The 13,194-nt window shown below is 62.7% G+C and carries 10 protein-coding genes; 6 read left to right on the top strand and 4 right to left on the bottom strand.

Going from position 1 to position 13,194, the window contains the following annotated elements:
• Position 1: 1 nt before the first annotated feature.
• Together RBB42_RS02960 and RBB42_RS02955 are read right to left on the bottom strand one after the other, a co-directional pair.
• The gene (locus RBB42_RS02960) at positions 2 to 2,866 is read right to left on the bottom strand and encodes a monovalent cation/H+ antiporter subunit A (protein WP_305969686.1); all 2,865 of its coding nucleotides are present in this window, start codon (positions 2,864 to 2,866) and stop codon (positions 2 to 4) included.
• Between the two features lie 381 nt (positions 2,867 to 3,247).
• Positions 3,248 to 4,276 (bottom strand): NAD-dependent epimerase/dehydratase family protein, encoded by a 1,029-nt coding sequence (locus RBB42_RS02955; RefSeq protein ID WP_305969685.1) that lies wholly within the window; start codon positions 4,274 to 4,276, stop codon positions 3,248 to 3,250.
• A 97-nt stretch (positions 4,277 to 4,373) separates the two neighbouring features.
• Between RBB42_RS02955 and RBB42_RS02950 the strand changes: the two genes are divergently transcribed.
• The 6 genes from RBB42_RS02950 to RBB42_RS02925 all read left to right on the top strand — a co-directional run bounded on the left by RBB42_RS02950 (position 4,374) and on the right by RBB42_RS02925 (position 9,942).
• Positions 4,374 to 5,120 carry an HpcH/HpaI aldolase family protein gene (locus RBB42_RS02950; protein ID WP_305969684.1) on the top strand — a complete coding sequence of 249 codons (747 nt, stop codon included), beginning with the start codon at positions 4,374 to 4,376 and terminating at the stop codon, positions 5,118 to 5,120.
• Positions 5,121 to 5,211: 91 nt separating this feature from the next.
• Positions 5,212 to 5,955, top strand: coding sequence for a molybdate ABC transporter substrate-binding protein (gene modA, locus RBB42_RS02945; RefSeq protein ID WP_305969683.1), 744 nt, complete (start codon positions 5,212 to 5,214; stop codon positions 5,953 to 5,955).
• A gap of 4 nt (positions 5,956 to 5,959) precedes the next feature.
• Complete coding sequence (modB, locus tag RBB42_RS02940) at positions 5,960 to 6,652, top strand: molybdate ABC transporter permease subunit (protein WP_305969682.1); 693 nt, start codon at positions 5,960 to 5,962, stop codon at positions 6,650 to 6,652.
• Entirely contained in the window at positions 6,652 to 7,725 is a 1,074-nt protein-coding gene (gene modC / locus RBB42_RS02935) for a molybdenum ABC transporter ATP-binding protein (RefSeq protein WP_305969681.1), read from the top strand. The genes modB and modC overlap by 1 nt, the downstream gene beginning before the upstream one ends.
• Before the next feature lie 31 nt (positions 7,726 to 7,756).
• Entirely contained in the window at positions 7,757 to 8,422 is a 666-nt protein-coding gene (locus RBB42_RS02930) for an SDR family NAD(P)-dependent oxidoreductase (protein WP_305969680.1), read from the top strand.
• Complete coding sequence (locus RBB42_RS02925) at positions 8,419 to 9,942, top strand: cryptochrome/photolyase family protein (RefSeq protein ID WP_305969679.1); 1,524 nt, start codon at positions 8,419 to 8,421, stop codon at positions 9,940 to 9,942. The genes RBB42_RS02930 and RBB42_RS02925 overlap by 4 nt, the downstream gene beginning before the upstream one ends.
• A gap of 483 nt (positions 9,943 to 10,425) precedes the next feature.
• On the opposite strand, the gene RBB42_RS02920 is transcribed toward RBB42_RS02925, so the two are convergent.
• Entirely contained in the window at positions 10,426 to 12,207 is a 1,782-nt protein-coding gene (locus tag RBB42_RS02920; protein ID WP_305969678.1) for a TniQ family protein, read from the bottom strand.
• A complete protein-coding gene (locus RBB42_RS02915; RefSeq protein WP_305969677.1) occupies positions 12,204 to 13,190 on the bottom strand; it encodes a TniB family NTP-binding protein in 987 nt (328 codons plus the stop codon). Before RBB42_RS02915 ends, RBB42_RS02920 begins: the two co-directional genes overlap by 4 nt.
• Positions 13,191 to 13,194: the final 4 nt, after the last annotated feature.

The raw sequence follows: 13,194 nt of genomic DNA, 5'->3' as shown, positions 1-13,194 counted from the left end.
GTCACGCCTTTCCTTTCTCGACCATCTTGCGCGGGCGCGATGGGTCATAGTCCATTGGTTCGGTATTGACGGTTTCGCCCGCGTGGCGCGCCATCCGGCTGAGGCTGTAGAGCATCAGCATCACGGCCCCCAGCACGCAGAGGAACACGCCAAGGTCAAAGAGCGCGGCGGTGGCCAGTTCGAACTCCTCGATCGGGGGCAGGTGGACATAGCCGAAGGCCGAGGTCAGGAAGGGTGTCCCCGACAGCCAGGCGCCCATGCCGGTCAGCCCCGCAATCACCACGCCCCAGCCGATCATCGCGTGATATTCGAACTGTTGCCGTCGCGAGGTCCAGCCAAAGCCCGACGCCATGTACTGCATCAAGAGCGCGATGGAGAACACCAGCCCGGCGACAAAGCCGCCCCCCGGCTGGTTGTGGCCGCGCAGGAAGATGTAGACGCCGACCATCAGCGCAATGGGCATCATCACGCGGGTTGCAATCACCATCATCAGCGGGTGACGGTCATGCGACCGGTCGAAGTTGTAGCCCGAGTTGCGCAGCCTTGCGCCCGCCGGGCCGCTCAACAGGGCCTCCATCAGGGCAAAGATCACCAGGCCTGCGATGCCCAGCACGATGATCTCGCCGTAGGTATCGTAGCCCCGGAAATCCACAAGGATCACGTTGACGACGTTGGTGCCGCCGCCGCCCTTGTAGGAATTCGCAAGGTGGAAATCCGAGATCGAGCTGAAGTCCCGTGTCATGAAGGCAAAGGACAGCGCGGCCACCCCGACACCGGCGGCAACGGCGATCACCCCGTCCAGCGCACGGCGTCCGGCGGTGTTTTCCTGCGGCGTGGTCTTGGGCAGAAAGTGCAGCGCAAGTAGCAACAGCATGATCGTCACCGTCTCGACCGAGATCTGCGTCAGCGCAAGGTCGGGGGCAGAGATATAGATGAACCCGGCCGAGATCATCAGACCGATGACCCCCAGAACCACCAGCGCGCGGTAGCGCATGTGATGCTGCAGGACGATGACTGCCGTGGCGCAGACCAGAAGGACCCAGCCCACCGCGACAACCGGCGGGATCGGCAGAAGGTCACGGGTTGGCGGGGCGATCTCTCCCCGCATGAAGGCGACGTAGCCAACGGCCACCGTGGCCGCTGTGAAGATCGCCAGGTAACGGCTGATCGAGCCGTCGTGCAACGTGTCAGAGATGGCACGCGACAAGCGCACGCAGCCCGCGATCACCGCGTCAAAGACGGCCTTGGCGTAGAAGGGCCCGGCCTTGATCCAGGCGGCGTCCAGCGGGCGGTGCAGCAGCAGCAGCACCGCGCCCCCGGCAACGGCGGCAATCGACATGTAAAGCGCCGGTGTCACCCCGTGCCAGATCTTGAGATGGGCATGGGTTTCATGGCCGGTGACGGCGGTCGCGGCCATGTTCACCACGTCCTCCGCCAGGAAGGGTGCGACGCCGATCAGCACCACGAAGATGCACAGAAAGGCGGGTGACAGCCACATGCCGGCGGGCGGATCATGCGGTTTCGACGGATAATCGTCGCGCACCGGGCCGCCGAAGACGTGAAAGATGAACCGCAGGCTGTAGGCGACAGAGAAGAGCGCCCCGAAGGTGGCCAACGCGGGCACGATCCACGGATTTTCCCACCAGTAGGTGTGGCTTGCCTCCTCCAGCATCATTTCCTTTGACAGGAAGCCGTTGAACAGCGGGATACCGGCCATCGACAGGGCGGCGACGGTGCCGATGACGGCGGTGATCGGCATCAGTTTCGCAAGCCCCCCCAGCCGCTTGATGTCGCGGGTGTGCGCCTCGTGGTCGATGATGCCGGCGGTCATGAAGAGGGCGGCCTTGAAGGTCAGGTGGTTGAGAATGTGAAAGACAGCCGCAATCGCCGCCGCCTCTGTGCCAAAGCCCAGCAGCATGGTCAGCAGGCCCAGGTGAGACACGGTCGAAAAGGCCAGCAGGCCCTTGAGGTCGTCCTTGAACAGCGCGATCACCGCGGCGATGACCATCGTGACCAGGCCGGTGGTTGCCACGGCGTAGAACCACAGTTCCGTCCCCGACAGCGCGGGCCACATGCGGGCCATGAGGAAAACCCCAGCCTTCACCATCGTGGCCGAGTGCAGGTAGGCCGAGACCGGCGTCGGTGCGGCCATCGCGTGCGGCAACCAGAAGTGGAAGGGGAACTGCGCCGACTTTGTGAAGGCGCCCAGCAGGATCAGAATGACGGCCGGGGTATACCAGTCAGAGGCCTTGATCGCATCCCCGGCGGCCAGAATGTCGGTCAGGTTGTAGCTGCCCGCGACGTTGCCCAGGATCAGCATCCCGCCAATCATCGCCAGCCCCCCGGCCCCGGTCACTGTCAGTGCCATGCGCGCGCCCTGGCGGCCTTCGGGCAGGTGTTTCCAGTAGCCGATCAAGAGGAAGGACGACAGCGATGTCAGCTCCCAGAAGATCAGCAAAAGCAGGATGTTGTCCGAAATCACGATGCCCAGCATCGCGCCCTGGAACAGCAGCAGATAGGTATAGAACTGCCCCACCGGATCCTCTCCGGACAGGTAGTAGCGCGCGTAAAGCGTGATCAGCAGGCCGACGCCCAGGATCATGCAGGCGAACATCAGGCCCAGACCGTCGAGGAAAAAGGCAACCTCTAGCCCCATCTGGGGAAGCCATGGGATCGACATGGTATAGACCGTGCCGTCCATAACGCCCGGGGCCAGCGTGCCCAGCATGACCAGCGCAAGCACGGTCGGCACGGCGGTAAAGGTTGCGGTGGCGGTTCGGCCGGCCCGGATCATGATGCCGGGCACAAGAGCGCCCAGGAAGGGCAGCAGCGCGATGATGGGCAGAAGACTGCTCTGGGTGGTCATTCGCGTCTCCGCAGGGTCAGGAAATTGACGTTTTTTTCCGAAAAGACCGCGAAGATTGCAATGATTATTCCAGAAAAAGGAACCATTGCCGCGGATACAGATCGGGGTCGGCGCGGCCTCAGAGGCCGGAGACGGGGCACCACGGATCACGCAGGCCGCAAGGACAGAAGCGGAACAACCTCGACACCCCCCAAGAGAGGCCGTTGTTCGATCTGATCCCGTGTTTTGGCACTCTGCGGCCCATCCCCCATGTCTGCCGCCCGTGGCGGTTCCAGACCCTTATTGTGGGACAAGATCGGTCCGGTGCAAGGTCAAAGATGACGATTTCCATCATGTTTCCGGCTTGCGACCGGGATGCGGGCCGCCCCTGGGCATTCCGTGTCAGGCGGAGCCGGTGCTGTTGCGCAAGTAGTAGTCACGATACCACGCTACGAATTTTGCCACGCCCTCGCGCACCGATGTACGGGGGCTGTAGCCGGTCAGGGTCTGCATCAACGTGGCATCCGCCCAGGTCGCGGGCACGTCGCCGGGCTGCATCGGCATCAGGTTTCGCGTCGCGTCGAGGCCCGTGGCCTCTTCGATCGCCTCGATGAAATCGGTCAGCTGTACCGGTTTGGAATTGCCGATGTTCACGACGCGGAAGGGCGCCACCGGCGACAGGCTGTCGCCCTCGGGCACGATGCCGTCGGCGGGCCGTTCCGGTGCCGCGTCCATCAGCAGGCGGATGCCCTCGACGAGGTCGTCGACATAGGTGAAATCGCGCTGCATGTCGCCGAAGTTGTAGACGTCGATCGGCCTGTTCTGAAGGATGGCCTTTGTGAACTTGAACAGCGCCATGTCGGGCCGGCCCCAGGGCCCGTAGACCGTGAAGAAGCGGAACATGGTCGTCGGAACGTTGAACAGATGCGCATAGCTGTGCGCCATGGATTCAGTGGATTTCTTCGTCGCCGCGTAAAAGGACATCTGGTAGTCGGCCCGGTCGGTCTCCCGATAGGGCATTTCGGTGTTCGCGCCATAGGCTGACGAAGTCGAAGCCAACAGCAGGTGGCGCGGAGGATGCGCGCGGGCGGCCTCGAGTATCTCGAAGGTGCCGATGATATTCGATTCCAGGTAGGACCGCGGGTTTTCGATCGAATAACGCACCCCGGCCTGCGCGGCGAGATGGATCACCACGTCGGGCTTTTCCCGCGCAAAGAGTTCCGCCATGCGCCCCGGATCCTCGACCCGGCCGATCTCGGGCACGAAATCGCCCAACGGCGCCAACCGGGCGTGTCGATCTTCCTTCAGCGAGACCTCGTAATAATCGGTCAGCGCATCCAGCCCGATCACGCGCCAGCCTTCAGCCAAAAGACGCGCGCAGCAATGATAACCGATGAAGCCGGCGGAGCCGGTGACAAGAACGGTGGGCATGGCGCAGGGTCCTGAGAATTCGTGCCAGTTACGGGGACTCGTTTGCCTGATCCCCGACGATGCGTCTAGTGTTTGCGCAAATGCATAGAGGTCGACGATGGAACTGAAGAAAAACACCTTCAAGGCAGGCTTGCAGGAAGGTCGTCTGCAGCACGGCATCTGGTGTTGCATGACAGATCCGCTGGCCGCAGAGATGATGGCAGCCTGCGGATACGATTGGATGCTCTTCGATTGCGAGCATTCGCCGATGGACCCGATCCGCGTGCTGCCGATGCTGCAGGCGGTGGCACCCTATCCGGTATCGGCCCTCGCGCGGCCCGCCTCGCTGAACGCCCCCGAGATGAAACGCCTTCTGGATATCGGGGCACAGACGCTGATCATTCCCTATGTGCAGAACGCCGAAGAGGCCGCCGAAGCTGCGGCTGCCGTCGCCTATCCGCCCGCGGGTATCCGGGGGGTCGCCGGGATGACGCGGGCCAGCAAATTTGGCCGGATCGCCGATTACCACGCCACCTCACGCGACGAGCTTTGCCTGATCGTTCAGGTCGAAACGGTCGAGGCGATGGGCCAGATCGAGGCCATCGCCACCGTGCCCGGCATCGACGGCATCTTTGTCGGGCCGGCGGATCTGGCGGCCTCGATGGGCTTTCCGGGCAAACCGGCCCACCCTGAGGTTCAGGCGGCAGTGATTGACGGAATCAAACGGATCAGGGCGGCCGGCAAACCTGCGGGCACGTTGATCACCGACCCCGCGTTCGGACAGAAGGCGATCGACGCCGGCGTGGCGTTCATCGCGCAGGATCTGGACCTTGTGGCGCTGCGCAAGGGTCTGTCCCGCAGCTGACCGGCACGGCCTAGCAGAGCGCCTTTTGCGGCGGCGGTTTCCAGTTTCTGTGGTGACAGCCGCGGCGGCGCGTGCCAGAACCGTCCCTGCCATGAGAAAACTCTTTGCCTGCCTGTGTTTCGCCCTTGTGCTTGCCCGGCCCGCGGCCGGGGAAGAGGCAGTGACCGTGTTCGCCGCGGCAAGTCTCAAGACCGCGCTGGACGAGGTCGCCAAGGCCTATGACGGCAACCTTGTTCTGTCCTACGCCGGGTCATCGGCGCTGGCGCGGCAAGTTCAGCAGGGGGCACCCGCCGACATCGTCTTTCTGGCCAACACAGACTGGATGGACGTGCTGGAACGTGACGGGCTGATCGCCCCGGGAACGCGCACCGAACTGCTGGGCAACCGGTTGGTGCTGGCCGGTCCGGCGGGCGCGGACCCGGTCGAGATCGGACCGGACCTGGACTTGGCCGCGATGCTGGGCGACGGGCGTCTGGCGATGGCGCTGGTCGAGGCGGTTCCGGCGGGCATCTACGGCAAGGCCGCGCTGGACTCGCTGGGCTTGTGGGAGGCCGTGGCGCCCCGCGTGGCCCAGGCGGACAACGTGCGCGCAGCGCTGGCGCTGGTCTCATTGGGTCAGGTGCCGCTGGGCGTGGTCTATGCCACCGACGCCGCCGCCGATCCGGCGGTCGATGCCCTCGGCCTCTTCCCCAAGGACAGCCACCCACCGATCCGCTACCCGGTTGCCGCCGTCGAAAATCGCGCCGACGCGGCGGCTCCTTTCCTGACCTTCCTGCAAACGCCCGAGGCGGCGGCACTTTTTGTCGCTCAGGGTTTCGCCGTCCTGGACAACTGACGCGATGGATTGGCTCAGCCCGGCAGAGTGGGAGGCGGTCAGATTGTCCCTCCGGGTGTCGTTCTGGGCCACCGTTGCGGCACTGCCCTTCGGGTTGTTCATTGCCTACGCGCTGGCCCGCTGGCGGTTTCCCGGCAAGCAGATCCTCAACGGGCTGGTCCACCTGCCGTTGATCCTGCCGCCGGTCGTCACCGGTTACCTGCTGCTGATCACCCTCAGCCCGCGCGCGCCGGTGGGGGGCTTCCTGAAATCCATCGGGATCAGCTTTGCCTTCAACTGGACGGGCGCGGCGCTGGCCGCAGGGATCATGGGCTTTCCTCTGATGGTGCGTGCCATGCGTCTGTCGATCGAGGCGGTGGATCCGAAACTGGAACAGGCGGCTGCCACGCTGGGCGCCTCGCGTACCTGGGTTTTTGCCACCGTGACCTTGCCGATGGTGCTGCCGGGTGTCCTGGCGGGCGCCATCCTGGGCTTTGCCAAAGCGATGGGAGAGTTCGGCGCCACGATCACCTTCGTCTCGAACATCCCGGGCCAGACACAGACGCTGCCCTCCGCGATCTATGCCTTTCTGCAGGTGCCTGGCGGAGAGGCCTCTGCCCTGCGGCTTGTCGCCGTGGCGGTTGCCGTGGCGATGCTGGCGCTGCTTCTGTCGGAGTGGATTTCGCGCCGGGTGGCGGCGCGGGTGGGGGGCGCGTGATGCTGGAGGTTGCCGTGCGCCACCGGCTGGGGGCCTTCACGCTGGAGGCCGCGTTCGAGGCACCGCCGGGACTTTGTGTGCTTTTTGGCCGCTCCGGGTCTGGAAAGACCAGCGTCATCAATGCCGTCGCCGGTCTGATGCGGCCCGATGAGGGGCGCGTGCGGGTTGGTGAGCGTGTCTTGGGCGACACGTCGCAAGGGATCTGGCTGCCGCCGCACAAGCGCCGCCTGGGCTATATTTTCCAGGAAGGCCGGTTGTTCCCACACCTGTCGGTCCGGCAAAATCTGCTGTACGGGCGCTGGTTCGCCGGGTCGCTTTTGCCGCTGGACCCGGTGGTGGAAATGCTGGGCCTTGGCCCCCTGCTGACCCGCCGCCCCGGTGCCCTGTCAGGCGGGGAAAAACAACGCGTTGCCATCGGGCGCGCCCTGTTGGCCGATCCCGGCCTGATCCTGGCCGATGAACCTTTGGCCGCACTGGACGAGGCCCGCAAGCGCGAGATCCTGCCCTATTTCGAACGGCTCCGGGACGAGGCCCGTTGTCCGATCCTCTATGTCAGCCATTCCGCAGGAGAGGTCGCCCGGCTGGCGACAACCGTGGTTGTCCTCCAAGACGGGCGTGTTGTGAGGCAGGGCACCGCCGCAGAGGTGCTGAGCGACCCCGCCGTGACACCCGCGGGCATCCGCGCCGTGGGCGCCGTTCTAGAGGTGCGGGTGGCCGCCCACCATGATGACGGCCTGACCGAACTGGATGCCGGGGGCGTGCCGCTGTACCTGCCGCGTGTTCCGCAGGCCGTGGGCGCGCCTTTGCGGATCCGGATCGCGGCGCAGGAGGTCATCCTGGCGCGGCAACGGCCCGAGGGGCTTTCGGCGCTCAACATATTGGCGGGCAAGGTGGATTCCATCCGAGAGGGAGATGGTCCGGGGGCGCTTGTCTCGCTGGATACAGCGGCGGGGCGGGTTCTGGCGCGGGTCACGCGGCGGTCGGCGGAGAAGCTGGGCCTGGCGCCCGGAGTAGACTGTTTCGCCGTGGTCAAGACGGTGGCAATCGCGCGTGAGGATGTTGGCACCGCTTGAACCCATGCCCGCCCCCGCTAACTGGCGCTGCATGGAAAACGCATTGATCATCGGGGACAGCGGCGGCATCGGCGGGGCGGTGGCGGCGCATCTGCGCGACCACGGCATGTCCGTCGCCGGTCTGTCGCGGTCGCGCGACGGACTGGACGTGACGGATGAGGACAGTCTGCGCACCATACTGCGCGCGCTGCAGGGGCCCTTCGATCTGGTCTTCGTGGCAACCGGGGCGCTGGAAATCGCCGGGGCAGAGCCGGAGAAGACACTGAAAGCACTGGATGCCAAAACCTTGATGGACCAGTATCTGCTGAATGCCATCGGCCCGACGCTGGTCCTGAAACATGCCTTGCCCCTCTTGCCGCGCCGCGAACGGGCGGTCTTTGCCGTGCTTTCGGCGCGCGTGGGGTCGATCGGGGACAACGGGTTGGGTGGATGGTACAGCTATCGCGCGGCAAAGGCCGGCGTGAACCAGTTGATCCACACGGCGGCTGTTGAACTTGCGCGTTCGCACCGGCAACTGGCCTGCGTCTGCCTGCATCCCGGAACGGTCGAAACGGCGTTTACCGCCAAGTACGCCAATCGCTATCCCACGGTCACGCCGACCCATGCAGCCGAGCGCCTGGTCAAGGTCATGAAGGGGCTAAGCCCCGAGGATACCGGGAAATTCCTTGACTACGCGGGCCGGGAGATTCCCTGGTGAGCCGGCTGGTCCTGGTACTGGGCGACCAGTTGAGCGAGGGCGTCGCGGCGCTGAAAGCCGCGGACAAGGCGCGTGACGTGGTGATCATGGCCGAGGTCGTGGACGAAACCGACTACGTGCCGCATCACCCCAAGAAGATCGCGTTCATCTTTGCGGCGATGCGCAAGTTCGCCGCGCGCCTGCGCGAGGACGGCTGGGAGGTGCGCTACACCGAGCTGGACGACACGCAGAATGCCGGGTCGATCTGTGGAGAGTTGCTGCGGCGGGCCGAAGAGACGGATGCCTCCGAAGTGCTCGCTACGGAACCCGGAGAATGGCGCCTTATCAATACCTTGCAGCATTGCCCGCTCAAGGTGCGCCTGTTGGAAGATGACCGTTTCATCGCCTCGCACGCGATGTTCGACCAATGGGCCGAAGGCCGCAAAGCCCTGCGGATGGAGTATTTCTATCGCGAGATGCGGCGCAAGACGGGCCTTCTGATGGAAGGCGACGACCCCGCCGGGGGGCAGTGGAACTTTGACCATGACAACCGCAAACCGGCGCCTGATACTGTCACGCACAAGCCGATATGGTTCGAACCCGATGCTGTCACGGAGGAGGTTCTGGATCTGGTCGAGGCAAGGTTCCCGAACAATTTCGGTGTGTTGCGACCCTTCGGCTTTGCCACCGACCGGGCGGAGGCCCAGCAGGCACTGGCGCATTTCATCGATCATGCGCTGCCCCGGTTCGGCGACTACCAGGATGCAATCCTCGACGAGAACCGCTTTCTCTATCACTCGCTATTGTCGGGCTACATGAACATCGGGCTTCTCGACCCGCTGGATGTCTGCCGGGCTGTCGAAAAGGCGTTTGAAAACGGCGATGTCCCGATCAACGCCGCCGAAGGCTTTATTCGGCAGATCATCGGCTGGCGGGAATATGTCCGTGGGATCTATTTCCGCGAAGGGTCGGAGTATCCTGAGCGCAACGTATTGGATCACACCCGGAAATTGCCTTGGTTCTACTGGAGTGCCGAGACCGACATGCGCTGCGTCGCCAAGGCTGTGGAGCAGACGCGGGACGAAGCCTATGCCCACCACATCCAGCGCCTGATGGTGACGGGCAATTTCGGGTTGCTTGCGGGGGTCGATCCACACGCGCTGCACGAGTGGTATCTGAGCGTCTACATCGACGCCTTTGAATGGGTCGAGGCGCCCAACACGGTAGGAATGAGCCAGTTTGCCGATGGTGGCATCATCGCCTCAAAGCCTTATGTTTCCTCGGGAAATTACATCAACAAGATGTCGGACCACTGCAAGCCCTGCGCCTATTCGGTGACCGCCAAGACCGGCAAGACTGCCTGCCCCTTCAACCTCCTCTACTGGCATTTCATGGACAGACACCGAGACCGGTTCGAAAGCAATCCCCGCATGGCCCAGATGTACCGTACCTTCGACAGGATGGATCCTGACAAGCGCGAAACCGTGCTGCGAGAGGCGCAATCCTTCTTGGACCGCATGGAAGCGGGTGAACGCGTCTGATGCTGGCACAGAACCTGCGCTTTGTTCGTCGAAATAACTTCGATGGTGTAGCAAGGCATCTGCTGTGCCAAGGTGGGTCCGCCAGGGACCACGGGTGACAGCGCTCACACCATAGTGGCCAGTACGCACAAGGCACCGTCGGAATTGACAAAACCCGTGTTAGTGCATCCTCACGGTGCGAAAACGATGCGCACCGTGAGCCACTATGCCTACAAAAACTGTAGGACACCGCGTAACCGTACGTACTCTGCCTTAGATCATTGAAGAAAATCGTCGGTTCAGGCCCAATAGTTTGCGCACTATCCGCCCAAAGTCTTGCGCGATTTGCCCATAATGTTGCGCATACCGCGTGCCGCTCGCAGTCAGCGACCGACTGACATTTTGATACGACGAATCCGGACGGCAGTCCAGCATCCAGAAATGCCGAAAGCCGCCAAGGCATTCCTTGGCGGCATACATATAGTGCGCGAGGAGGCGTGTCGGTTAGGAGGGGGGAAACGCGATAATTCGGGCAATGTCACGGGTTCGGATCAGATGTCCACGGGATGATGTCCCTACCGGTTGCGACCCGACTGAAGAGATCCCGCGATCTGCGAGAGATGCGAGCAGCTTTCGCGAGGTCGTCTTGCCTTCCTTCGCCAGGTCCGAGACCACATGAAATTCCCGATAGAACTGCGAAAGCGCTTCCTCAGTAATCTGCCAGACGTGGAACGAGCCTCGCTTCCCTTTGGTCGCCTGAAGCAAACCCTGCTCGCACCATCCGGTGACGCATTCGGGTTTCCATCCCGAGAACTCGGCAACGTCTCCAGCAGTCCATGACCGCGCGCCGCCATGAACTTGAAGAAGGCGGTCGATCTCCGCTGCGTCGAAGAGCGCATCGCCGAGATTATCACCCTCAGCGAACTTGACCGCTCGAAGCTTTTTGTCCGCTATGAGGCGATAAATCTTCAGAATCGCGTTCCGATCCGTCGTCCTGCGCAGGTTGATCTCGCGAAAGGCCACCATCTCATCGGCTCCGGCACTTTCAACCCGGGCCACTTGCCGGATTCCATCTACCGCAGTGCAGATGTTTTTGAGGTCGAAATTTCCATCGACGCAGGGATGAGTTGACACTCTGCACTCGGCACCGAAGAACCTTGCCTCTTCCATGAGTTCGAACTGTTTCCTCGAAACCCCAAGCATGTTCCGAACCTTTTCCTTGGTCGCAGATCGCGCCCGTTGCTCACGGACCTCTTCTATGCCCTGCGTTCTGACGATCGTATGAAGGTGGCCCGTGCCTGATCGTCCCTGCGATCCCTCCATGACCCCAGCACGGACTGCCTCGACAATCCTCTCGCTGCGTATGCCCAAGATATCTCCTGCGTGGGCCGCGCTCATCCATGCCGCGCCATCCTGATGTCGACGGGTTTTGTATGCGTCGCCACACACTGTGCTGACGACAATGAGGCAGCGGGACAGCAATGCCTCGGCCAGTGCACCTTTCTGGCTAAGAAGGCCACGATACCATGGGCCCAAACGTGTGGCGGCCGTTAGTCCTTTTGCACCCTGGGTATTCCATCGCTCGATTACATGATCGTCGAATGCCTTCGGCCAATCGATGAGCAGCGGTTCGATGCGTGCAAGTCGAACGCGAGACTCTTCGACGGACTTAGGATAAGTTGCCTTGCCTTCCTTACCGGTCCGCGCGCGAGCCATATTCGCACAGAGAAACCACACGGTGCGGGCCGCGTGCAGGCCTTCCTCTGAACCGAGGTCTATGCCGCCCATGTGGGCCGAGTGTCCCGCGATTAACTTTGCGAACTCAGTCTCGAAAGGGCCGGCGGGCACAGCATTCGCGTCGCCATAGGAAGTGCCGCACAGGCAGGCCGCATACCCATCGCCGAGCAGGGTGAGATCGTCACCGCAACCAGGACACTGATCGATTAGCTGGCATTCATGCTCGGCACATGCCGTGACCAAGGCGTGTCGCCACTCTTTCCGCCGGGGCTGGCGCGCGGCAATACAGGCGGGGCAAACCGGGTCGCGGTGCATCCGATGGAACGACCAGTCGAGGGCGGCGTCCATCGGCTGCTTGGCAGGCAGGATCTGCTCCATCGTGGCCAAGTCGAGTCCGAGCTCCAAAGCCAGCCGCTCTGGCTCCTCGACTGTAGCGCGCCCGTAGGTCTGCCCGAGCGTCGTCAGGAAGCCCCTGGCCTCGGGAAAACCTTCCGCATCAGAGCGCCGCTTGATGTAGCCGAGAAGGCTTTCGTCAGTGTAAGGGATCATTCCGTCAACGCCCCTTCGTCCGCCTGCCGAAAAGCGTCGAGCTCAAGCGACGAATTCGGATCAGGGAGCTTTAGTCCTGCGTCCCTCATGACCTTCGCGTAGGACCGCAGAAGAACGTCATCCTGTGGTGGTTCGGGGTCGAAGATCGGCGCGAGACGAGATAACCCTTGAAGTCTTACGCTGGCGGCTTTCCCCATATCCGACAAGGCCAAGGCCTTGGTCCGCGCAGACTTTCGGACAGCGACCTCGAGCAGCTCGATCACCATGCCGACGCGACCGCCAGACGCAGCGAAAAGGCGCCGTGTCATGTCTATCCAGTCGAATTCGAGCGAGATACCGCGCTCCTCAAGGTATTCAAAGATACTGTAGATTACTGTTGTGAATTCGTTCCGGTCGTTCGGGTTCGTCCAGCGATAAGGTTGGAGCTCGATCGTGGCCATGGACCGCGCCGCGAATTGCTCGTTCTCATCAATCAAGCGTTGGAACTTCGGCAACCCCATAAGGATGAGTATGACACCCGAGCGATCCACGATGGTCTTGAAATGGTCCGCAGCTGCACGGCGAGTGAGGTTCGCGCCGGGTTCGGCGCAATGGCTGCACTCATCGAGGGCCACAATCCGAACATCGCGTTGTTCCAGAAGATCATACATCCGATCTTTCAGGAGGGCGAGCTTGGGATTAGCCCCAGCCCGCCCCATCGTCCGAATGATCGATGCGTAGATCTCCGAATCATTCGGCTTGGGAGAGATTTCGCCGGACAGAAAGTCCGGCGATGGGATCATGTATCCTGGGCCGGACCGAAGCTTAGAAACCTTGCTTTCGACCGCTAACAGGAGGTCGGATTTACCGACGCGGGACGGGCCAAGAAAGGGAATGCATACCCCATCCGAGCCAGCCAACTCGATTGCCTCGAGCATCTGGTTCAGTGCAATGTCGTAACGGGAATGCGAAATCCGTAAGCCCTTCAGGGAAAGTTCGGTCACGTTA

The sequence above is a fragment of the Mameliella sp. MMSF_3455 genome (assembly GCF_030733205.1).
Lineage (GTDB): Bacteria > Pseudomonadota > Alphaproteobacteria > Rhodobacterales > Rhodobacteraceae > Antarctobacter.
This window is presented reverse-complemented; position numbering and strand designations above follow the sequence as displayed.